25 protein-coding genes are annotated in these 20,087 nt (G+C 68.8%); 4 read left to right on the forward strand and 21 right to left on the reverse strand.

The features are described 5' to 3' along the window. Positions 1-69: 69 nt before the first annotated feature. The 9 genes from AB0C73_RS30035 to AB0C73_RS30075 all read right to left on the reverse strand — a co-directional run bounded on the left by AB0C73_RS30035 (position 70) and on the right by AB0C73_RS30075 (position 7,116). Positions 70-1,266, reverse strand: coding sequence for a DUF3631 domain-containing protein (locus AB0C73_RS30035; RefSeq protein WP_362536336.1), 1,197 nt, complete (start codon positions 1,264-1,266; stop codon positions 70-72). A gap of 188 nt (positions 1,267-1,454) precedes the next feature. Next, on the reverse strand, positions 1,455-2,381 hold the full coding sequence (locus AB0C73_RS30040; protein ID WP_362536277.1) for a bifunctional DNA primase/polymerase: 927 nt from the start codon (positions 2,379-2,381) through the stop codon (positions 1,455-1,457). After that, entirely contained in the window at positions 2,378-3,103 is a 726-nt protein-coding gene (locus AB0C73_RS30045; protein ID WP_362536279.1) for a DNA methylase, read from the reverse strand. The genes AB0C73_RS30040 and AB0C73_RS30045 overlap by 4 nt, the downstream gene beginning before the upstream one ends. Positions 3,104-3,183: 80 nt before the next feature. Next, positions 3,184-3,465, reverse strand: coding sequence for a hypothetical protein (locus tag AB0C73_RS30050; RefSeq protein ID WP_362536281.1), 282 nt, complete (start codon positions 3,463-3,465; stop codon positions 3,184-3,186). 20 nt (positions 3,466-3,485) lie between these two features. Next, a complete protein-coding gene (locus AB0C73_RS30055; RefSeq protein ID WP_362536283.1) occupies positions 3,486-3,761 on the reverse strand; it encodes a hypothetical protein in 276 nt (91 codons plus the stop codon). Positions 3,762-3,769: 8 nt separating this feature from the next. After that, complete coding sequence (locus AB0C73_RS30060; RefSeq protein ID WP_362536285.1) at positions 3,770-3,958, reverse strand: hypothetical protein; 189 nt, start codon at positions 3,956-3,958, stop codon at positions 3,770-3,772. A 227-nt stretch (positions 3,959-4,185) separates the two neighbouring features. Then, positions 4,186-6,357, reverse strand: a complete 2,172-nt coding sequence (locus tag AB0C73_RS30065; RefSeq protein ID WP_362536287.1) for a cell division protein FtsK — start codon at positions 6,355-6,357, stop codon at positions 4,186-4,188. Positions 6,358-6,447: 90 nt separating this feature from the next. Continuing rightward, entirely contained in the window at positions 6,448-6,651 is a 204-nt protein-coding gene (locus AB0C73_RS30070) for a DUF6257 family protein (RefSeq protein WP_362536289.1), read from the reverse strand. Positions 6,652-6,726: 75 nt separating this feature from the next. After that, the gene (locus tag AB0C73_RS30075; RefSeq protein WP_362536291.1) at positions 6,727-7,116 is read right to left on the reverse strand and encodes a DUF6251 family protein; all 390 of its coding nucleotides are present in this window, start codon (positions 7,114-7,116) and stop codon (positions 6,727-6,729) included. A gap of 35 nt (positions 7,117-7,151) precedes the next feature. Between AB0C73_RS30075 and AB0C73_RS30080 the strand changes: the two genes are divergently transcribed. After that, positions 7,152-7,307 (forward strand): hypothetical protein, encoded by a 156-nt coding sequence (locus tag AB0C73_RS30080; RefSeq protein WP_362536293.1) that lies wholly within the window; start codon positions 7,152-7,154, stop codon positions 7,305-7,307. A gap of 13 nt (positions 7,308-7,320) precedes the next feature. On the opposite strand, the gene AB0C73_RS30085 is transcribed toward AB0C73_RS30080, so the two are convergent. From AB0C73_RS30085 to AB0C73_RS30100, 4 genes are read right to left on the reverse strand one after another with little or no spacing between them, the layout of a single operon-like run. After that, on the reverse strand, positions 7,321-7,656 hold the full coding sequence (locus AB0C73_RS30085; RefSeq protein WP_362536295.1) for an RRQRL motif-containing zinc-binding protein: 336 nt from the start codon (positions 7,654-7,656) through the stop codon (positions 7,321-7,323). Continuing rightward, positions 7,653-8,525: a DUF2637 domain-containing protein gene (locus AB0C73_RS30090; protein WP_362536296.1), complete on the reverse strand. Its 873-nt coding sequence runs from the start codon at positions 8,523-8,525 to the stop codon at positions 7,653-7,655. Before AB0C73_RS30090 ends, AB0C73_RS30085 begins: the two co-directional genes overlap by 4 nt. Next, positions 8,522-8,695 carry a hypothetical protein gene (locus AB0C73_RS30095; RefSeq protein WP_362536298.1) on the reverse strand — a complete coding sequence of 58 codons (174 nt, stop codon included), beginning with the start codon at positions 8,693-8,695 and terminating at the stop codon, positions 8,522-8,524. Before AB0C73_RS30095 ends, AB0C73_RS30090 begins: the two co-directional genes overlap by 4 nt. Beyond that, positions 8,692-8,958 carry a DUF6284 family protein gene (locus tag AB0C73_RS30100; RefSeq protein WP_362536300.1) on the reverse strand — a complete coding sequence of 89 codons (267 nt, stop codon included), beginning with the start codon at positions 8,956-8,958 and terminating at the stop codon, positions 8,692-8,694. The genes AB0C73_RS30095 and AB0C73_RS30100 overlap by 4 nt, the downstream gene beginning before the upstream one ends. A gap of 544 nt (positions 8,959-9,502) precedes the next feature. On the opposite strand from AB0C73_RS30100, the gene AB0C73_RS30105 reads away from it, so the two are divergent. From AB0C73_RS30105 to AB0C73_RS30115, 3 genes are all read left to right on the forward strand, one after another. Then, a complete protein-coding gene (locus tag AB0C73_RS30105) occupies positions 9,503-10,339 on the forward strand; it encodes a sigma-70 family RNA polymerase sigma factor (protein ID WP_362536302.1) in 837 nt (278 codons plus the stop codon). 1 nt (position 10,340) lies between these two features. Further along, a complete protein-coding gene (locus AB0C73_RS30110; RefSeq protein ID WP_362536304.1) occupies positions 10,341-11,150 on the forward strand; it encodes a protein phosphatase 2C domain-containing protein in 810 nt (269 codons plus the stop codon). 265 nt (positions 11,151-11,415) lie between these two features. Next, positions 11,416-12,600: a Fic family protein gene (locus tag AB0C73_RS30115; RefSeq protein WP_362536306.1), complete on the forward strand. Its 1,185-nt coding sequence runs from the start codon at positions 11,416-11,418 to the stop codon at positions 12,598-12,600. A 302-nt stretch (positions 12,601-12,902) separates the two neighbouring features. Here the strand turns inward: AB0C73_RS30115 and AB0C73_RS30120 are convergent, their stop codons facing one another. The 8 genes from AB0C73_RS30120 to AB0C73_RS30155 all read right to left on the reverse strand — a co-directional run bounded on the left by AB0C73_RS30120 (position 12,903) and on the right by AB0C73_RS30155 (position 20,072). Continuing rightward, positions 12,903-13,676: a hypothetical protein gene (locus AB0C73_RS30120; RefSeq protein ID WP_362536308.1), complete on the reverse strand. Its 774-nt coding sequence runs from the start codon at positions 13,674-13,676 to the stop codon at positions 12,903-12,905. A gap of 219 nt (positions 13,677-13,895) precedes the next feature. Continuing rightward, on the reverse strand, positions 13,896-15,077 hold the full coding sequence (gene dcm, locus AB0C73_RS30125; protein WP_362536310.1) for a DNA (cytosine-5-)-methyltransferase: 1,182 nt from the start codon (positions 15,075-15,077) through the stop codon (positions 13,896-13,898). A gap of 467 nt (positions 15,078-15,544) precedes the next feature. Next, positions 15,545-15,985, reverse strand: a complete 441-nt coding sequence (locus AB0C73_RS30130) for a PIN domain-containing protein (protein ID WP_362536312.1) — start codon at positions 15,983-15,985, stop codon at positions 15,545-15,547. Then, positions 15,916-16,419 carry a helix-turn-helix domain-containing protein gene (locus AB0C73_RS30135; RefSeq protein ID WP_362536314.1) on the reverse strand — a complete coding sequence of 168 codons (504 nt, stop codon included), beginning with the start codon at positions 16,417-16,419 and terminating at the stop codon, positions 15,916-15,918. The genes AB0C73_RS30130 and AB0C73_RS30135 overlap by 70 nt, the downstream gene beginning before the upstream one ends. A 162-nt stretch (positions 16,420-16,581) precedes the next feature. Then, a complete protein-coding gene (locus tag AB0C73_RS30140) occupies positions 16,582-16,725 on the reverse strand; it encodes a hypothetical protein (RefSeq protein WP_362536316.1) in 144 nt (47 codons plus the stop codon). Positions 16,726-16,782: 57 nt separating this feature from the next. Further along, complete coding sequence (locus AB0C73_RS30145) at positions 16,783-16,914, reverse strand: hypothetical protein (RefSeq protein ID WP_362536318.1); 132 nt, start codon at positions 16,912-16,914, stop codon at positions 16,783-16,785. 77 nt (positions 16,915-16,991) lie between these two features. Beyond that, positions 16,992-18,329 carry a DUF3800 domain-containing protein gene (locus tag AB0C73_RS30150; RefSeq protein ID WP_362536320.1) on the reverse strand — a complete coding sequence of 446 codons (1,338 nt, stop codon included), beginning with the start codon at positions 18,327-18,329 and terminating at the stop codon, positions 16,992-16,994. A gap of 474 nt (positions 18,330-18,803) precedes the next feature. Beyond that, a complete protein-coding gene (locus AB0C73_RS30155) occupies positions 18,804-20,072 on the reverse strand; it encodes a helix-turn-helix domain-containing protein (RefSeq protein WP_362536321.1) in 1,269 nt (422 codons plus the stop codon). Between the last annotated feature and the right edge of the window lie 15 nt (positions 20,073-20,087).

Here is a 20,087-nt window from a genome sequence, read left to right on the forward strand (position 1 = left end):
GTAGCGGTAGCGGGTGGGTGCGCTACCGGCCCCGGCTTTCGGGGCGCGGGGCCGGTAGCGGGGTAGCGCTCAGGTAGCGGACGGGAAGAGCTCTTCCGCTACCGATTTCGGGCCGCTGACCTGCGCGGTAGCGGAGGTAGCGGAAGTAGCGGCCCTGGGAGAGGGGGGAGGGCAGTAGCGCTGCCACGCGTCGTGCAGATCGATCGCGTAGTAGCCCTTCAGGACGGTCCCGGCGGTCTTGATGTTCCGGGCCTTGATGGGGGTGTTGTCGCTGGTCATGTACTCGCCGAGCATCTTGGACAGGCGCCGCGAGTCCAGCGGCTTGCCGTCGAGGTCGGCCCACGGGGCCTCATCGAGCGAGCACAGCCGGTCCAGAACGGCGACGGTCGGAAGCCGGTCGATGCCGCCGAGGACGTGGTCGCGCAGGTCGGTCAGCAGCCGGATGCCGAGAGAGCCCTTGTCGTCAGCCCGGGAGGCGTTGACCAGCTCCACGCACGCCACGCGGGCGCGCTCGGGCCAGTCCCCGCCGGCCGCGTCGGCGACGGCGAGCAGGGGCTCCCACACGTCCGCCGGCCGGTCGGTGACGCCCTCGGGCATCTCGGGCCACCGTCCCGCGATGTCCTTGCGGACCTGGTCGGCCCACTGGGCGAGCCGGTCGCGCAGCTTGTTGCCCTCGGCCTCATGGAGCCGCTGCCGGAAGGGCTCGACCTGCTCGTTCCGGGCGCGGCGGCGCATGCGGATGATGACGGAGCGGGTGGTGATGGTGTCGGGCAGGTAGCCCAGACCGCCGACGGCCACGGCACTGTAGGAGGGGAACTCCACCACGGTCTGGTTCCCGCCGTCCCCGACGCACCGGTAGGTGACCCCGGAGCGGCGGTGACCGGCATTGAGGAAGCCGCGCAGTTCCTCGTTGTCCCCGGCCTTGGGACCGAAGACGGTGTCGATCTCGTCGAAGAGGATCGTGGGCCGTCCGGCGGGGTCGGAGACGGACCGGAACAGGGCAGCGGCCCGCGCGTTCACCGCGAGCATCGGGCGCGGGACCAGCGTCTCCACCACCTCCAGGGCACGGGACTTGCCGGATCCGGGCTCCGGCGAGAGGAACGCCAGCCGCGGGGTGGAGTCGAAGGCGTCGAGCAGGTGCGCGTGGGCGTCCCACAGCGCGACGGCGACGTAAGCGGCCTCGCGGGGGAAGACGTTGAACCGGCGGTGGAACTTCTCGACTTCGGCGAGCAGGGCGGCACCGTCGATGGGCTGCTGCGCGGTCACGCGGCACCCCTCCTTCCAGGGCAGTACGGGCGTGGTCTGGTCGGTCTTCTGCGGGTCAGGGCTAGAAGGGACGCCTTCGGCGACGACCTTCGAGGCGCCCACCCCCGGCGGGGCCGGGGTCTGTTCGGCGTCCTCGGCCCGCTGGGTGGTGTCGGTGGGGCTTTTCAGGGCGGGGGATTCGGGGTGGCTCACGCGGCGGCCTGCTTCGGACGGGCGGTGCGGATCGACCAGTCGAGCGCGCTGCGGATCGTGGCGCGGCACTCGGCCGGCGGCAGTCCCGCCGACTCCCCCGCCGCCTGAAAAGCCTCCTCGGCCATCTGCCGGGGAAGGTCGCCCCACGCGACGAACCGCCCCACGGCCCGTACGGAGGCGAGCAACTGGGCGTTGCGGCCGCCCTCGTGGGCGGACTGGACGGCGGCGGTCTCGCGCTCCAGTGCCACCGTGGCGACACGCGGCCCGCCCGCGAACGCGGGCACCAGAACCCCCGTGGCCCGGGCGGGCTTGGGGCGGTCGGTGAGCGCGTCGGCGAGCCATCCGGGCAGCGGGATGGGGGCGATGCTGTCCAGGACGGTGTAGGCGCCGTCCGGGGTGTGGCTGCCGGGGGCGACGACGTACCCGCCCCACCCCCGGGTGTCGACGTGGATCCCGAGCCGTCCGGCGGTCGAGCCGAGCCGGGCCCCAGCGGGCTGGGTGAAGTACAGGTGCTGCCCGCCACGCGCGGTCCGCACCCGGTAGGTAGTGGGCACGGCCTGCCCGGCGCGCTCGCAGAGCGCCTCGAAGGTAGTCACGCCCTCAGGCGTTCCTTCCTGCTCTCCCTCCTTGACCGTGTCCAGGTCGACCACGAGCAGCCCGGACGGACCGGTCGCAATCCCGATGTTGTACGGGGCGTGGGTCCACGCGGCGGCGAGCAGGTCCGGGTCGGTGGTGGCGCGCTGCTCCGGGGTGCGGTGCCCGTTCGCGCACCGGCCGGTGCCGGGGCAGCGGGCCGTCGAATGGCCGGCGGGCCGCTTGTCGCGGGGGCGGAGCGGGAAGACGTGCCAGCCGCGTTCGGCGGCCGCGAGGGCGTGGGCGAGCAGGTCGAGACCGGCCAGGTCGATGCTCGGCAGGGCGTTCACGCGGCCACCCCCAACCGGGCGCGGTCGAGGAACCGGGTGCCGAGCCACTCGCTGTAGGCGGGCGGGATGGCCTCGGTCAGTTCCTCGCGGACGTCCGTCCATGTGATGCCCATCGCGGCCTGAAGCTCCGGCACGGAGGGCTTCCCGCCGCCGTTGCCGTACGCGGCGACGTAGGGACCGTCGAAGAACTCGCCGTGCCGCCACCCGCGCACCCGGCCCCGGTGCTTGGGGTGGGTGGGCTTGGCGACCGTCCAGCGGCCGAGTTCGAAGTTGCGGTGCCGCAGGACACCGAGACCGAACATCTCCCCGCACAGGGAGACGTCCTTACGGATCTCCGCACGGCCGTTGGGCTGCTCAATCACGTACGGCAGACCGGACGCCTCCAACAGGACCCGCGTCGGCGGGACAAGGTCGACGTGCGCGCGGCCCCATCCACGGGACCGGTTCGTGCCGACCGTGAGCGTGCACTCGGCCTGGCACGGCGGCGAGGAGTGGACGAGCGCGAACCGCTCGATCTCCCCCGTGGCGATCAGGTCCGACAGGTACTCCAACGCGTCGGCCTGGACGAAGGTGAAGGGGTAGTTGGGGCGCGGGGCGATGTCGACGCCGACGACGTCGAACCCCGCAAAGCGGTATCCCGCACCGGCGCCGCCGGCGCAGGAGTACAGGTCGAGCAGTAACGGCCGGCAGGCGTCTCGCCGGACGGGGACAAGATGGGTCATGCTGGATGCCTCCAGGTCAGCTAGATCAGGAGCAAGGGCGGCCCGGGACTTTGGCGAGACGCGGGCCGCCCTACGTGTTGCTAGAACGGCGGCTCGTCGCTGTAGCCGTTGCCCCACGGGTCGACGTGCGGCCGGCGGCGGCGCGGGAGCTTGGGGAGCGGGAGCAGGACCCAGGAGCGGTCCTCGTTCCAGCAGGGGCACGGGTCCCACTCGGTGCCGGCGTACTCGCCGGTCTCGTGGTCGCCGTAGTCGTAGGCGTGTCCGCCTTCGCCCTGGCAGTCGGGGCAGTTCGGGCGGGGCGTGTCGGTCAGGACCAGGGCCGGGCGGGGCCACGTGGTCCAGCGGATGCGGAGTCGGGGCACTGGGTCTCGCCTTCTGGTTGCTAGTCGCGGGGGAAGGTGACGGACATGGCGCAGCCGCTCATGCGCTTACCGGCGGCGGCGTGGGCGTCCTCGTGGGCGGTGTCCTTGACCTGGTCGCACACCAGGACGCCGGTGGGGGTGAGGGTCCAGCCGCTGCGCTCGTTGAAGCCGCTGTCGACGGCGTACTCGATCGCCTCATCCGGGCTGTCGTAGTGCGGGGTGAACCCCTCGTCGTGGGTGGTGTTGCCGCACAGGTCGCACACGGCGACGTAGCAGGTGACGAGTCGGGTGGCCATGGCTGCTCCTACAGGTTGCTGATCGCGGTGATGAGGTCGGTGGTGAGCTGGTTGATGGGTCCGGCGGCGCCGGTCGCGGCGAGGAAGAAGCCGAAGCCGGCGGCGATGAACGCGGAGCCGTAGCCGAGTTCCTTGGAGCGCAGGAGGAAGAACAGGACGAGTCCGAAGACGGCGACGAGCGAGACCGTGATGGCCATGGCGGGGTTGTCTCCCTGAAGGGTGGGCAGGCCCCGGATCCGGGGCTCTGTGGGGTCCCGGCAGGGGGCGTCGGGGCCCCCTCTACCGGCCTTACCTTGCAGGTCAGAGGCCCTTACCTCCCCCTTGACCGGGGTAAAGGGCCCCCTCTACTTCGCGGCCCTCCGCAAGTTCGGGAAGTGGCCGCGTCGGGGGTGTGGATCTTGGGGTGGGGTAGAGGGGGACCCCTCTACCTGCCGGTCGACAGGAGGATCTCGGCGGGCACGGCGGCCTCGATGTCGCGGCGCTGATACCCGGCGCCGTTGCTGCCGCTGATCTTGACCTGCTTGCTGGTGCGCTTCACCCCGGCGGCCTCCAGGGCGGAGGCTAGGGCTTCGGCGTTGTAGTCGCCGTAGGTGTCTTCGTCGATGTTGACGAGTCCGGCGAGCAGGTCGGTGGTGAACATGCGGGGCGAGTGGCGCATGACTTCCAGGACGTCGGAGACGATCGCGGGCACGGTGACGCCGGCCGCGTCGGCGGCGGCGGTGACGTCTCCGGCCGCGTCGCCGGTGAGCTGCCCGGCCTGCTCGCGCAGGACACGCCCCTTGCGGCACAGCGTCGCGAACGTGGGGCCGTCGAGGTAATCGGCCCGCACGGTCACATACGACGCGGGACCGGTGACCAGCACACCGACACCCTTGTGCTCCTCGGAGAGCACGGACGCGTCGGCGCCCTGGGCGGCCTTGCCCTTGCCCAAGACCATGTCGCTGGACGCGCGGTCGACGACCTGCGTCGAGTAGCGGATGGTGATGATCTCCCGGAGCTTGGTCGGCACCGAGTCGGCGTCGGGGCGCTGGGAGGCGTAGTTGGAGATGAACCCGGCCGCCGGACCGCGACGGGCGACCCGGCACAGGTCGTTGATGACCTGCTCGCGGTCCTCCCGCTCCATGGCGGTGAAGTACTCCTGCAGCTCGTCGATCGTCAGGAAAATGACCGGCAGGTTGTACTTGACCATGATGTCCGGCGTCAGCTTGCCCTCCGGGCACACCGACGTCGGCAGGTCCCGCAGCAGGGCGAAGCGTCGTTCCATCTCCGCCAGCAGTTCGGCGAGCATGGCCTTCAGCGCCTCGATGGCGTCGTCCTCGGCGCCCATCACGAGCCGGTGGGCGACGGCCTTCATGGGCATCCAGTCGGCGCCGCCCTTGCCGTCGGCGACGTAGTGCCGCACGTACGGGTCGAGCAGGCCGGCCGCCGTGAGCAGGCGCTGGGTGAAGGTCTTGCCCCGGCGGGGCAGTCCGCCGAAGAACATCGACTGCCACATGACCGGCACGTCGATCCGGGTCCCACGGGCGTCCTGCCCGAAAGGGACCGGCTCCCAGATCGAGAACCGCTCGGCCTTCTCCAGCGGCGACGGGTTCGGCGTGCCCAGGTAGGGGTCATCGTCCGCGACCCACATCGAGACGCGGCCGGCGTTGCCGCCCTTCGCGGCGCGGACGCGGGACATGATGACCTGGATCTCGTCCACGCCGAGTTCCTGCGCGATGACCTCCCGCTTCGCGAGCACGTCGGACGCGGTCTTGCCGCCACCCCGGGGCAGGTCGAAGATCACCGACCAGCCACGGCCGTCACGGACGGGGCCCATCGTGCACGACACGCGCGGAAGGTCCTTCTCGTCCTTGCCGCTGCCGCTTTTCAGGAGGCCGGCGGCCCGCAGTGCGTCGTTGAGCTGCTGCGCGGACATGTCCACCCGGATCGGCGGCGCGGCCTGGTCCAGCAGCTTGGTCTCCTCCCCGCGCCCCAGGTGCGCGAGCGGGATGGTCACGGCGGCGCCCAGGCCCGCCTGAAGCAGCGGGTCGGCGAGCATGATCCCGGTCGCAGCGGCCGCGACACCGGCGGCGGCGATGCCGAAGCGCCACTTGCGCGAGTGGGTCCGCTCGGCGTACGCGGCCTGGTGACGGGCCGCCAGGTCGATGTCCTCCGGGCGGAGCTTCGACTGCGCGCGCAGGGCCTTCACGGTCGCGGACTGCTCCTGCGCGGACATCCACGGCCACACCCCCGCCAGCGCACGGAAGAAGCCGCGGGCGGCGAGCAGCACGGTCTTGAACAGGTACTTCGGGGTGCGCACCGAGTGGTAGCGGGTGTACCACCACGTCAGGCGCCCCAGTGCGGTGGCGTTCTCGCGGATGGAGGTCCACGAGCGGGCCCACACCGGCAGGACCGGGGTGTCGGGCACGGTCAGCCAGTCCGCCAGCGGGTTGCCGGGAAGGTCGACGACGTCCACGCCGGCGCTCTCGTCGGTCCGCGCGTCGCCGGGCTCGGCCGGCATGGTGGCCTTGGGCAGGTCTATCAGCGCCGGTTCGGTACGGGTGGCGCGGTGCTCGTCGAGGCTGACCACGGTCGCCTCGGACGCGGGCTCGGTCATGATGGATGTCTCCTGCTGCTCGAAAGAGTGGAGGGCAGGGCCCGGGGCGGCCGGTGATGCTTGGCGGCTGTCGGCCGCCCCGGGACACAGCTACTTGCGGCCCTTCTTGGCGTTCTTCTCGGCGCGCTCGCGGGCGCCGTCGACGATCCGCTCGAACTTCCGCTCCAGGTCGCCCTGGTAGACCGTCTCGCTCGCGATCGACCGCTTACACATGCGGACCACGGTCACCGCGAGCCGGGCACGCTCACCGGCGGTGAGCTTGGGGAAGTCCTCGGAGTTCTTCTTGCTGGCCACGACATGTCCCTTCCGGGGCCGGGGCTGTCCCGGCTCCCCTCACCGCCCGCACGTGTCGGGCGGATCGGGCAGCCGTCAGCCGCGGCGGCGCAGGGACTTGCGGGACTTGGCCAGCGTCTTGGCGGCGGCCTTGCCGTCCGGTCCGCCGATCGACTTCACGACCGTGTGGACACCCCAGGTCAGGGTGACGGCGAGGAACGCGAGTAGGGCCAGGTTCGCGGCGATCGCGGTCAGCGCGCCGACGAGCAGGGGGCCGAAGTACACGCCCGCGGCGACCGTGCCAGCGCCGATGCCGGAGCCGAGCGCGATCCGCTGGACCGTGCGGTCCGGCGGGGCCTGGTGGATGTGCTGGTGGACCACCTGCGGGCCGGGGCTCGGCTGGAACGTCGCGGGAAGCTGGTCGGCGTAGGTGAAGGTGCCGTCCGGGAGCTGCACCACCCGGACCGGCTCAGGCAAGTTCGTCATGGGGTTCTCCCTGGTGGGGCCGCTAGAGTCGCGGCATGGGGGTCATAGAGATCGAGGTCGATCCGCTGCCGTGCAAGTGGTGCCGACGACCGCTCGAACAGCGCCGGTGGTGGACGCCGAAGCGCTTCTGCGGCAACTGGCACCGGCTGAAGTACCGGGTGGTCAAGGTCGTGGCGTTCGTGCTCGATTAGCCCCGGCCGGAACTCACGCGGCTTCCTGCTCCGGGTAGGCGCAGGGGGTGCACATGCCGAGCGACGGCGGGATGCGATATCCCGCGTCCCGGCCGCACTGCGGGCACACCCGCCGCGCAGCGTTCGCCTTGTCGAGAGCGGCCCGCTTCGCGGGGGTCATCGGGCGGACCGGCAGGGCCAGGTCGACGCGGTACAGGTAGGCGACGAGCGGCCCGCGCCGGCGGCGGGGCCGCTCCAACTGGGCCACGACCGGCGACCCGCCCGGCCGGAGCCCCTGCGCGCGAAGCTGCCGGAACGTCGCCAACCCCTCCGGGGCGAGCCGCCACCGGTAGACCGGGATACCGCTCACGCTCCGGCTCCGACCGGCTCAGGCTCCGGGACGGTGGCGCGTTCGGCCCGCAGCGTGTCGCGGAGCGTGCGGGCCTTGTCGGGGGACGTGCGCAGGGCCTTGCGGATGCCCTCGGCGGTCAACTGGTCGACCGTCCAGGCTTCCGTCTCCTTCCGTGCCTCGATCAGAAGTTCCTCGGCCGTGCGCCGGGGGCGGGTCGACCGGGCGATGTCGGGGACCCGACCGGTCGCCCGGCGCGGGGTCGACTGCTCGGCCGCGACCGCCCGCACCGTGACCCGCTCGATCGGCTCCGTCCCGTCCGATGAATCGACCTCCTCGGCCGACTCGTCGGCCACGTGCCCGGCCAGGACCGGAAGCGGCTCCGGGGCGGGTTCCCCAAGGTCAGGGGTAGACCGTTCCATGTCGATCTGTGTCGATTCCTCCGCATTCACGGGGTCGATCGATCGGTGATGCAGAACCTTGGCGACCAGATCGGAACCGAAGTAGATCGACCCGACCGGCAGCGACGTGGCGAGCAGGACAAGCAGCCAGTTAACCGCGTCCCACTCCGCCAGCCGCGTCCAGTCGACCGATCGACCGTGCAACTCCGGCACCAGACCGTGCACGAAGTTCAGCACCAGCGATGCGGCGGTGTAGGCGGCGAGCACCCGCAGCGCGAACCGCTTGTCCGCCCGATCCGTCAGCACCAGGGTCGCGACCAACGCCAGGGCCATCAGACCGTCGACCACGAACGGGTAGAGCGTCGCCCCCGTCTTGTCCGCCCCCACGGCGGTCGCCACATCCCGCAACGCGTTCCACGACACCCGAAACGCCATACCGACCACCGCGACCAGCGCGAGGACGAGCAGGGCCTTACCGAAGCGGTTCACCCCTCGCCCTCCCCGTCCTTGCGGGCCAGGTAGAGCAGCCGGGCGACGGCGATCACCCCGAGGGCGGCGATCACGCCGGCGTAGTGGACATCCCGGCGGTCGATGACCAGCCCGAGGACCTCCACGCCGACGAACAGGGCGAGCAGGGCCCAGAAGGTGAGGCGGTTCACGCGGCACCGCCCGACAGCGCCACACCGGCGCGGTTGATCAGGTCCCGGCGGGCCGCCAGCACCCGGTTCCGGGCCCGGCGCAGCCGCCGGTCGTCCAGCTCGGTGACCGGACGGTCCAGCAGGGCGATCTCCACGTCGAGCAGGTCGACCTCCGCCAGGATCAGCGGCTGCTCCTGCTCGATCGCGTCCAGCTCCGCGTCCGACGGCTCCCCGTCGAACATCACGGCCGTAACGGCCGTCTGAAGTGCAGCGATGGACTTCATTGGGTGTGTTCCTCTCAGACAGGAACGGCCCGAACGAGGTCCCGGAGTTGCACCTCCGGGACCTCTTGCCGTTGGAACCATCCGGCTCCCCTCGGCCCCGCCCGTACGAGACGGGCGGAGGAGGCAACCGGCCGCAGCCGAGGGCTGCGGAGGATGGGGAAGTGCAAGGCGGCCCCAGCGGGGCCCGCGATCTTCGCCCTTGTCTCACCGCACGCGTGAATCACTTGTCCGCCCTGTAGGGGGGCATGGGAGAAGGTGCTTACTGCTCGTGCGGCAGGGCCTGCGGCTTGTCGCAGATGCCTGTCGTTCTGATCTCACTGTTCAGTTCTCAAGCCAGCAGTCGCTTCCATCGAGCCGACCCGCCTAATGCGGAGCCCTCCGGGCGTTGTCAGGTGGCAAGGGAGGGTTACCACCCAAGCTGTCTGGGGTCCCTCCTGTTAAGGGGGGGTTGCCACATAGCTTGGCCGCGCCTAGCGGTTGATGTCAACCCCCCCTTAACATGAGTCGTAGAAGTACTTCCCTGAGCCGATACGCGAGGCGGGACATGATCGAGGAAGTCCGACGGGTCGCAGCGATGCAGGATCACGCCCTGCGCGTCAAGGCCGCTGTTGACCTCATGACGGAGCTGCAATCCGCCGTCATCGAGACCTCACGCATGCGCAAGGAGAGCATCGCGTGGCTGCGGAAAAACGGTCATTCCATGGCCGACGTAGCCAAGCTGATGGGCGTGAGCCGTGCTCGTGTTGCTCAGCTCAAGGACGCCGGCCCGCCCCCGGAGCGGGCGTTCCTGGGGACTCAACTCGTTCAGGTCTACGTGCCCCTGCGGCCCGGTGAGCGCGAGTACGTCGCCGTCGAGGACAGCTCCACAGGACAGAGGATGCTGGCCCTTGCCCAGAGTCTCCAGCTCGAGGGGGAGCTCCACTACATCCCCGTCTCGGGTGAGCTCGACCTCAACCGCGACGACCTTGTCATTGTCTGTGGACCGAAGACATCCCCTGAGGCCGCAGCGGCGCTGAGCAGGGACCCGCGACTTTCGTTCGAGACTCTGCCTGATGGGCGCTGGGCACTCATCGAGCGCGAGACCGGCAAGGTCTACACGTCGCCGAGCGATGACCCGCAAGAGGCATCGCCGGCGGATGTGGCCTACCTGGGGAGGCTGCCCCGGCCGGATGGGCAGGGGACGTTCCTCATGATCGCTGGCGTTCATGCTGTCGGTTCGCTGGGCGTAGCCCACTACCTGACCAAGAACCTTGCCTCCCTCTACGAGGAAGCGGGCACCTCGCCCTTCTCCATGGTCGTGGGGTGTGACTATGCCCCAGGAGACAAGTCGGTGACGGCCAGCCGCTCGGAGAGCGGCGTGCTCCCCCATGAGGCTGCCTGACGTGCACGTATCGGCCTTCAGCAGCGCCTGTCCAGGGCGGGCCAACGAGGATTTCGCCACCTGGAACGATCGTGTGGTCGTGCTCCTGGACGGCGCCGGCATGCCCTCGGAGTTGCAGGCGCCGTGCGTCCATGGCGTCGCATGGTTCGCCAGGACCCTTGGGACGGCGATGTGCTCGTTGGCGAGGGGCAAGGTGTGTCTTCCTGATGCCTTCGCTGCGGCGATAGCCCAGACGGCCGACTTGCACCGCGACACGTGCTCAGTCGACGACCCGCTCTCCCCGTCCGCGACACTGGCGGCGCTCCGCGTGCGCGAGAACTCCGTGGACTGGCTGGTATTGGGGGACTGCACACTCGTCCTGGACCGCGAGGGAACGCTGGAAGTGATCTCGGACGACCGTCTCGCATCGGTGGCCCGGGATGAGCGCGCGGCCATGAAGGCGGCGCCCCCAGACTCCGAGGAGCGCCGTGACCTTCATAGCCGTCTCGTACTGGCAGAACGGGCGCTCCGGAATCGTCCGGGAGGCTACTGGGTGGCTGCGGCAGATCCTCGGGCCGCCCGCGCGGCGCTCCGTGGCACGTGCCCGCGAAAAGACCTCAGGCGGGCCGCCCTGCTGACCGACGGGGCGGCGCGACTGGTGGCCCTTTTTGGTCTGACCGACTGGTCAGATTGCCTAGCCACACTCGCAGCTGAAGGGCCGGAGACGCTGGTCGGGCGAGTGCGTGGTGCGGAGCTAAGCGATCCGGCATCGACTCGATGGCCGCGTAGCAAGGTGCACGACGACGCCACAGCCGTCTACGCCCGTCTCTGATCGAAAGTTCTAGCGCACTGTCTGCGATCAGCGACGATGCGTGATCGAACGGGGTGGGCCGACGCGGCTCTCGAATCTCGTGCACCGGGTGAGTGGAAGGCTCTCCTACCGCCGAGTACCGTCAACCAAGGGGACACTCTGTAGCCCAAGGGATGGGTCGCTGCCCAGGACACTGGCCGGGACATAGGTAAGGCCCAAAGATTCTGGGAGACTACATAGAACACCCCCTTGACCTGGGTTTTTGTGAATGGAGAGACGGGGACAGATGCGACACTACGAGGGGACACATCCGTGGCTTGAGTTCAAGCCAGATCTCGACCTAGGGCCCGCAACTTGGATGCAGCTCGGCGAGATCCATTCCAAGTGTGAGCACGTAGCGGGCGTGCCGCTCCATCCTGCTGTCCAGGAGCACTTCCACCAGGTCTTCCTAAGCAAGGGTGCCCACGCGACCACCCGCATCGAGGGCAACACGCTGTCCGAAGAGGCTGTCCGGAAGCGCATCCAGAACGAGCTGAAGCTGCCCCCTTCCCAGGAGTACCTCGGGCAAGAGGTGGACAACGTCCTCGAGGCCTATCGAATGATCCGGTCGGATGTGGCTGAGGGGAGGTCGCTGGAGCTCACGCCTGAACGCATTCGCGAGCTCAACCGCATCGTCTGCAAGGATCTGGACAACCTGGCGGAGGATGCCGTGCCGGGCGAGTTCCGTGAGCACGGGGTTTCGGTAGGCAACTACGTAGGCGCACCCGCTGAGGATTGTGTCTACCTCGTAGAGGAGCTCTGCCGATGGATCAAGGCGCTGGAGGCTGACGCCCCCCCGGGGTTCGAGTTTGCGGTGGGAGTGGCATCGGCCATCCTCGCTCATCTCTACCTTGCCTGGATCCACCCGTTCGGAGATGGCAACGGCCGCACGGCCCGGATGGTGGAGTTTCAGCTGCTGGCCAAGGCCCGTATGCCCGATGTGTCGGCCCACTTGCTCAGCGATCACTACAACCGGACGAGGACGCGGTACCTGAGCGTCCTCGACAAGGCAAGCAAGGCGAAGCCATACGACACGAAGCCGTTCATCAGATACGCCCTTCAAGGACTGCTAGACGGGCTTCGCGAGCAAGTCGAAATGATCAAAGCTCAGCAGATGATCGTGACGTGGCAGAACTTTGTGCACGACAGGTTCCGCCATGAGAGCAGTGCTGCGGCGCGACGACGGCGACACCTGGTTCTAACTCTGCCGGTGGGTGAGATCACGCCGACAGCGGAGGTTCGGCGCTTGAACCCGGAACTCGCAGAGCAGTACGCCGGCCATACGCAAAAGATGATTAACCGGGACTTGAACGCGCTTCAGGATATGAGGCTGGTGTACCGGACAAGGTCAGGTGTCCAACCGGCCATTGACCAAATGCAGGCCTTCATGCCCCTGCGTGCTCCAGAGAGCAGGAGACTGTCAGAGAAGTAGCGAGACGCCTCATCCCGCGATCGGGAACGATGCTGGAATGTCCGGCGCTGTCCCCATGTCAGCCTACGGCGACGGAAAGCCGTGGACTGGGCCCCCGCGTCGGGCAGGAACTGCCCTGGCGTTTCGCGCCCCGTTCGCCCGGTCCCACTGCGTTGCACGCACCCATGGATCAGAAGGTTCGACATTTCTCGAGGCCAGGGACGCACAGGGTCGACCGGCCTGTACCGCGATCTACGTGGAGCGGATCGCCCTCAACAGAGCCGTGTCGTCAGCCTGCCGACGACACGGCTCTGCTTGATCTGTCAGATCATGGAGAAGCGTGTGTCGTACTCGTGAGCCATGCGCTGCACCATCGAGTCGTAGTGCAGGACATCGTCCTCCGCCGGAGCCGGGGGAGCTGTGACCAGCTGGCACGGGCTGACTCCGTCGTTGACCATGTCGACCACCACGATCCCCAGCCCGTCAAAGCCTTGGGAGCTGTGATGACTACGACGTGGGAGATCAGCGACCTGCGCAACGGCTCGCCTCAGCGCGTGCGGCTGCCTGTGCTTGTTGGGGCCGGGGTTCGCCAGGTTCGTCGGGCTGTAGAACTCTTCCGCCGCATTGACCATGAAGAAGCCGATCGAGAGAGCTTGGCTCGAGTGGCCGTGCACGATCTGATGGCTTGAGTTCAGCTCGTCATAGAGACGCGGGAGCGCCTTGATGTGCTCGGTCATGCAGGCCTTGGCCTCCAGCGCCACGAGGACGCTGCCGACCGGCCCCTCGGTGATTTCAGGCAGGCTATCCAGCAGCCTTTGCTGCCTGAACGTGAGCTCAATGCCGTGCTTGTCGACAAGCGTGCTCAGTGTTTGGGGTCTCCTAGGGGCAGGGGCGCCAGCCTTGGGACGGCAAAGCACCAGGTCAAGGCGCTTCTTCTTCTCCGGTGAGAAGCTCCTCAGCGTGTGATTGATACCGAAGACCACCTTGCCTGACTCCACGTGGTGGCGCAGCAAGTCGCTCGTCAGCATCAGGTCGAAGAGAATCCCCCAGCAGATGAGCTGGCCATGCCGGTCGCTGCGACCGTGGTACTGGAGCATCTGGCCATTTATGGGAACGGCCCTACTGAGGCTCCTTGTGAGGATGTCAACGGCTTCCAAGACCCACCCCTTTCGGGGGCACCCTATCGCTCCCATCAAGTTGCTGCTGATGCCCCATCAGTGGATCTGGCGATCTCCCCGTCTCAACCTCCAGGCGGCCGCCCCACCGTCCATACGAAGAACGGCGGGGCGGACACGAGCTCTCGTTCGAGCGGCCTCCTAGGCAGGTACAGGGCTGGACATCTGCTCCGCATGCAGCTTGAGCGCGTCCGAGAAGGCCTGCGGGTAGCGGAGCCGGCTCCTGAGCAGTCGGCCGTGAAAGCCCGCCGTCGCACGAAGGCTCAGCGGGGCAGCCTTGTCCACATCGATCACGTCCAAGAGGTGCTGGTACGTGTGCATCTCGGGCCACAAGCTCAGCGGGACTGACCAACGCTCGCTCGCGCTGCCCCAAGCAGCCGTGGGCCAGCGCGTCCCCCTCACGAGCGGTTTCTGGCTCGAGTCGTCGTACGCTCCGGGTTCGACTAGCCGGCGTCCCAGCCACTCAGAGACACCGACGGTGACGGCGTTACCCACCAGCTTCCACCTGACGCCGCGCTTTGCCCTCTCAAGTGCCGGCTCAGTCCAACCACGAGGGAAGCCTTGCAACGCTTCGGCGTCCTCAATTCTAGGCGTGAGAATGGCACGTCCCGGCTCGGCTCCGCGTACCCACATGGCCGGCGACGATGGGATACCGAGGCCCGAGCCGCCCTTGAGGGTCGGTAGAGCATCCTGCGCCCAGCCCAGGCCGGTATTGCCTTCAGTCCAGTAGAAGCCGAAGGCGCCGTCTCGGTAGTCACTCTCGGCGCGTTCGCCAGCGTCATCCGCGAACAGTACTGAGCAAGGGTTCTCTGTACGCGAAGCAACGAAGATCACTCGCTGGCGACGCTGCGGTACGCCCGTGAAGCGAGAGTCAACGAGTCGGTAGGCCCACGTGTAGCCGAGCCGCTCGAACTCACCGACCAGGTACTCCATGGCTGTGCCGCGGTCGAGCGCGAGCATGTTCCGCACGTTCTCGATGACCACCCACTGCGGGGAGGCATCGCCCAGGAGCTTGATGAGGTGCTTGACCATCCCGGACGCTTCCCCATGGATGCCAGCTGTCCGTCCTGCTTGGGACAGGTCCGTGCAAGGGAAACCGGCCGTCACGACATCTACGTCAGGAAGCGCCGGCAGGGTCTGAATGTCGTCGTGCAGCGGGATACCCGGGAATCGCTGCTGAAGCACCGCCTGAGCGGGCTCCCACCACTCGCAGAGCAGCTTGGTCTGCAGGCCTGCCGCCTCGAGCCCGAGCTCGACTCCGCCAATGCCGGCGAAGAGCCCAGCAACAGTCAGTGTTCGATCGGCGGCATCCGGGTTTGGCATGGTGACGATGATCCCACGTCCCTTCTTGTGCGAGCACAGTGTCTCCCGTGCACCAGGTGACGAGCCACGGAGGAGGTGGACGGCACCTGTCGTTGTCCTCTTCTTTGTCCAGTGCGCTGGTGATCGCCGGGGTTCACCACCGTTCGCGCATCCCCGCTGACCTGCCGCGCGAACCCCTGCGGACACCGGAGTACGGCCAGGCGGACAGTTGGAAAGCGTGTTGGGGGCAACCCCTCACGAGTTCGAATCTCGTATCCTCCGCCTCTGCCCGCCAGGGCAAACGAAGGCCCGGACCGCTCAGCGGTCCGGGCCTTCGTCGCGTCCACGGGCCTGCACCTGTCAGACGCCACGAGGCGGACGAGGCCACCACAGAGCTTGTCCACGCCGCCGATGTCTGCTTTCAGCGGGGCGAGATGCGGCGGGCCGCGACCAGCACCTGATCCCGGCCGGCCCTGAGACGTGGCGAGTCAGATGCTCTCGACAGGTCCACCTCGGAGCATGCTCACTGATCCGATCAGCTGAGATCTCTCCAGTTGGCCCAGCACGTCGTCAAACGTGACCGGCTCCCGTCGACTACCGACAATCTCCATGACGCAGCCGTAGACAACACGGTCGTCCAGGTCGATCAGATCCATGACGAAGTCGTCAGCGGTCTTCTGCTCGGTGTCCCACTCCGCTATGTACTCGGACGGGAAGTCCTTGCCGTTGTCGGTGACGATCACCTGCGCGCCGGCCCTGATCGCCGCCGCGAGGACGTGGCGGTCGTTCGGATCGGGGAGCTTGAGCCCCTCGATCAGAGGCTCGTGGCCGGTAACGATGCAGTCCCGTACAGCTGCGTTCATGCGGCGCCGCAGCTCCGCACGCTTCTCGTCGTCGCCGACGTCGTTGCGGCGGAGTGCAGCCTCCACCTCGTCGAGGATCTGCTCGGTCCATTCGGCCGCTCGCGGTCGTCCCTCCGCTTGTACTCCATGACGTCGTTGAACTTGATGCGGCGATGGCGCCCAACCCGCTCGAAGGGGATGTCTCCCTTCTCCAGGAGGCCGACCAGGTGGGGCCTGGAGACGTTGAGCATGTCGGCGGCGACCTGGGTGGACACGATGGCATTGACGGGCATGACCTGCACGCCTTGCCCGTTTGCGAGGGCGGCGAGCATCGCGGCGAACATCTCGACGGTGGGGCGCGGCAGGACGAGGGGGTCATCGGAACCGACTTCACCGAGGATGGTGATGTCCGCGGTGGTGTCCTTGTTGTGCGCGAGGTAGTCACGGATCCCGCGCAGCGCACGTTCGGCGCTTTGAGCGTCGACGGTGCCTGGCGCGATCTTCGTATTCCCCGCCTTCACGAAGGCCCGGACCGCATCGCGCGGCCCGGGCCTTCGTCGTCTCGTGGTTGCAGTTTTGGTTGCAGTTCCGTCAGAAGCTCCACAGTGGCGACCATGAGAGTCGACTCCCACCTGGCCGGGGAGAAGATCAGGGGCGACGATGGAGAACCGCTACGGGAGACCTCAGGATGCGGGGCACAGGTCGTCCTGATCCCTGACGACAGTCACCTGTTCGCCGTCGGCGACGTACGAGACCACTCCGCTCCACCGTCCGTCGGCACCCCGGCGCCACTCGGTGAGCAGGCCGCGCAGCCACTGCGCGTCCACCCGGACCAGGCAGGGCTTGGTGGTGCTGGTCGGGCGGTAGGCGGGGAAGCAGGGGATTCAGGCGCCGCGCCCCTGCGCCATGGCGTCAGCCAGCGCGACGCGGGTCGGCTGGTGTACGTCCCTGCCGGTGCGGGCGGCACGGGCCTGCCCGTCGGCGAGCGCGTCGCACGCCACCGAGCGGTGGAACACCGAGCCGCCCCTGGTGGTCCAGACAGATGCGGTCAGGCCCGGGGGGACCGGCTTGCAGTGACCGCATTGCCCGACTATCAGCCCGTGATCGCAACGCTCGTCAGCCATGACTGCATGGTGCCTCCGATGCGACTGAAGATCAATGACGATCCGTCAGACCGTCGTCCTTGGTGAACGGCCGGAGGTCCCCCCACTGTGCGCTGGTGATAGCCGGCGAGCGACCTCAGCAGTTCGTCCAGGTCGTGGTCCTTCGGCTCGGCGGGCCGACCATGCTGGATCCAGGAGTACAAGTTCTCCAGCGAGCTGGGCCACAGCTTCAGTCCGGCGCCGGACAGGTCCCCGTCCTCGCGGCGGTGGATCAGCTCCAGCAGAGGTTCCCGCAGGGCCAGTCCGCCCTTCTGACCGGCGACCAGGGCAGTGGTGGCACCGACGACCAGGTCGGCGAGCTGGAGGCCGGGCAGGTGGTCGGACGGGCCCATGACGAAGCGGTTCACTATCCGGGAGGCAGCGGTGTACTCGGTTCCGTAGTCGGTCAGCTTCCGGGTGGCGGCGAGCCAGTCCGCGTCGTGCCCGCGCAGGGAGTGCTTCTGGTCGAAGACCACCGTGCCGAGCCCGTCCCGGTCGGACAGGCCCATGCTGATCCGCTCGTAGAGCAGCTTCAGCATCCACTTCTCTCGGTGGGCGTCCTCACTGGGATCGCGTTCCTGGTCCCACACCACGGTCACCGTCCAGGCCCCGCACTCGGCGGCCGCGGCCAGCAGAGCCCGCTGCACCGGCTCACGGCCGCGGGCACCGAGTGCGAACTGGGCCGGCTGCCGCTTCCGGTCCGGCGACCACTTCAACTCCTCGGTGCCCAGCCCGAACTCGACCCGGATCCCAGCCACGCGGGCAGCGAAGACCGGCAGCAGCTCACCCGGCACCGCCACCGCACCATACGCCTGCAACGTCCCCAGCCCAGCGCGCTGCACATGCTGCGCGCGCACCGTGGTCTCGTCCACGAAGACGGACACCGGCTCCGCCGGACGGTCGGCGGCGTCCAGTAGCCGGCCGGCATTCCACCCGCCGATCAGCTCGCCCAACTCCCGCTGTGCGGCCAGCTGCTGGACGAGAGACTCCTGCGCGGTCGGCAGGTCTCCGGACCGACGGGCGGCGGCCAGCCGTTGCCCGCCCGCACGGTAGGCATCGAGCAGCTTCCCGGCCGCTTGTACCTGGTTCGGGGCGACCCACCCCGCAAACAGCATCTGCCGCCGGGTCGCCGCCGCTCGCTGCTGATCCTCACGCATCCGTCCCCCGTTTCCGCCCGGCCGTGCAGAGCGACACGCGCCCGCCGCTGTGATCAGCTCACGGTCCAGCAGCTTAGTGGTCGGCTCTCGAAGCCCTTCAGGGATGAGGGATTGATGCAGGTCCCGATCCATGTTGGCGAGGATCCTCAGCGATCTGGCGTCGTGCAGTCGCCGACCTCCTGGCCGACGCAGGGATCACCCCGCACGGTGGAAACGAGCCTTGCCTGGACGTTTCGCGACGTCCGCCGATTGCTCTCGACGAAGCACTGCATGGCGATCACGAACGGCGTGTTCAGCATGAGCTTCAGGGGCTGGTCTCAGTTCTGGTCTCATTCATCCCTGTCCGCCGGGGTTCAGGCCCCATCTGCGGCCTGGTGCAGTCGCAGGTCAGGACCGGGGCGAACTCACCCGGACGGCACCGAGGAGAATGGGAAAGCGTGTTGGGGGCAACCCCTCACGAGTTCGAATCTCGTATCCTCCGCCACGGCTGACCAGCCAAAACGAAGGTCCCGGCCGCACTGCGGCCGGGACCTTCGTCGTTGTCGCGGGGGCGTGCGGCAGGTCGGGCCGCTGCGTCCTGCGCCGCCGCCGCCGTCACCGCCGCCGTCAGCGGGTGGCCGGCTGGAGGACCGCGGTCCTCAGCCAGCGGCAGGCGATGAGCGCGAGTTCGAGGTCGAGGCGGTCCTCGTCGATCGGTCGGCCGCGTTCCTCGACCGCCTTCTCGATCCGGTACTTCACCGTGTTCTTGTGCAGGTGCAGACGCTGGGAGGTCGCCAGGTAGCTGCCCCTCTCGGTGACGAAGGCCAGCATCGTCTCGCGCAGCCGCTCGGCGTTCTCGGTGTCCACGGCCAGCCCGCCGAGCGCGCCGGCGACGAGGCGGCGGGCTTCGTCGAGGTCCCCGACCAGCAGGGACGCGGCCCGCACCTGGGCGTCGCCGTACGACGTCACGCGCGGTGAGCGCTCCTGCGCCACCAGGGCGACCTGCTGGGCCCGCAGGGCCTCGAGATGGGTGACCCGGAACCCGTCGGGTCCGGACGCCGGCGTCCCGAGGGCCACGCGTACCTGGGGGTCGAGGTCGGCGAGAGCGGCCTCCAGCTCGGCCGGGTCGGGCACGGGGGCGTCGGGACCGGGGGTGAACCAGACCCAGCCGGTGGTCCGGTCCCTGGGCCAGAACAGCGGGCTGCCCGGCCCGCCGATCGCCTTGCCGAGCCGGAAGGCGGCGTTCTCCAGGGCGCCGAGGTCGGCGTCCCACGACGACGGGCCGGAGGTCCACAGCAGGGCTCCGAGATGGCGCTGCCGGAGCCGGTGCCCGAGGCCGGACTCGGCCGTGGCGACATTGACCGGTTCCCCCGCGATGAGGCGTCCGAGGATCTCGGCGCGGACCGTGCTGCGGCGGGCCAGCCAGCGCTCACGCTCCTGCTGGTACTCGGCGATCATCTGCTCGGAGACCGAGTCGATGTAGCGGTGGGTGATCCGGGACAGCTCGTGGTACGCCTCCAACGCGAGACGTGCGTCGGGCTCGCCCTCCACGATCAGCGCGTACGCCCAGTCCAGCACCATCCGCTGTCCGAGCCGGTAGGCGCGCACCAGCGCGTTGGGGGACACGCCGTGCTGGGCGAGCCTGCGCGCGTACTCCCGGGCGCCGGCCGGCGTGGTCACGTCGTCCACGTCCACGCCGTGGCGGAGCACCTGGACCACGGTCTCGAGGTTGCTCCTGATGCTGGCCGCCAGCAGCTCGACGAGGACCCTGTCGCCGCGCAGGTCGAGGATCCGTCCCGTCATCTCGTTCTGCAACGCCTGGGTGAGCTCGGGCAGTTCGCGGGTGAGCCGCTCGCCGAGTGCGGTGATCCGGGCGGTGACGCGCGGGTCGGCCATCGGCGCCTCCTGCGG

It is taken from the genome of Streptomyces sp. NPDC048623 (assembly GCF_040650755.1).
Lineage (GTDB): Bacteria > Actinomycetota > Actinomycetes > Streptomycetales > Streptomycetaceae > Streptomyces.

What these genes read in the sequence shown, in the direction of transcription:
- AB0C73_RS30115 (WP_362536306.1), top strand. Translation starts at nt 11,416, where the DNA reads ATGCGACACTACGAGGGGACACATCCGTGGCTTGAGTTCAAGCCAGAT.
- AB0C73_RS30120 (WP_362536308.1), bottom strand. Translation starts at nt 13,676, where the DNA reads ATGCTCCAGTACCACGGTCGCAGCGACCGGCATGGCCAGCTCATCTGC.
- AB0C73_RS30075 (WP_362536291.1), bottom strand. Translation starts at nt 7,116, where the DNA reads ATGACGAACTTGCCTGAGCCGGTCCGGGTGGTGCAGCTCCCGGACGGC.
- AB0C73_RS30100 (WP_362536300.1), bottom strand. Translation starts at nt 8,958, where the DNA reads ATGAAGTCCATCGCTGCACTTCAGACGGCCGTTACGGCCGTGATGTTC.
- AB0C73_RS30055 (WP_362536283.1), bottom strand. Translation starts at nt 3,761, where the DNA reads ATGGCCACCCGACTCGTCACCTGCTACGTCGCCGTGTGCGACCTGTGC.
- AB0C73_RS30105 (WP_362536302.1), top strand. Translation starts at nt 9,503, where the DNA reads ATGATCGAGGAAGTCCGACGGGTCGCAGCGATGCAGGATCACGCCCTG.
- AB0C73_RS30060 (WP_362536285.1), bottom strand. Translation starts at nt 3,958, where the DNA reads ATGGCCATCACGGTCTCGCTCGTCGCCGTCTTCGGACTCGTCCTGTTC.
- AB0C73_RS30080 (WP_362536293.1), top strand. Translation starts at nt 7,152, where the DNA reads ATGGGGGTCATAGAGATCGAGGTCGATCCGCTGCCGTGCAAGTGGTGC.
- AB0C73_RS30065 (WP_362536287.1), bottom strand. Translation starts at nt 6,357, where the DNA reads ATGACCGAGCCCGCGTCCGAGGCGACCGTGGTCAGCCTCGACGAGCAC.
- AB0C73_RS30150 (WP_362536320.1), bottom strand. Translation starts at nt 18,329, where the DNA reads ATGGATCGGGACCTGCATCAATCCCTCATCCCTGAAGGGCTTCGAGAG.
- AB0C73_RS30155 (WP_362536321.1), bottom strand. Translation starts at nt 20,072, where the DNA reads ATGGCCGACCCGCGCGTCACCGCCCGGATCACCGCACTCGGCGAGCGG.
- dcm (WP_362536310.1), bottom strand. Translation starts at nt 15,077, where the DNA reads ATGCCAAACCCGGATGCCGCCGATCGAACACTGACTGTTGCTGGGCTC.
- AB0C73_RS30045 (WP_362536279.1), bottom strand. Translation starts at nt 3,103, where the DNA reads ATGACCCATCTTGTCCCCGTCCGGCGAGACGCCTGCCGGCCGTTACTG.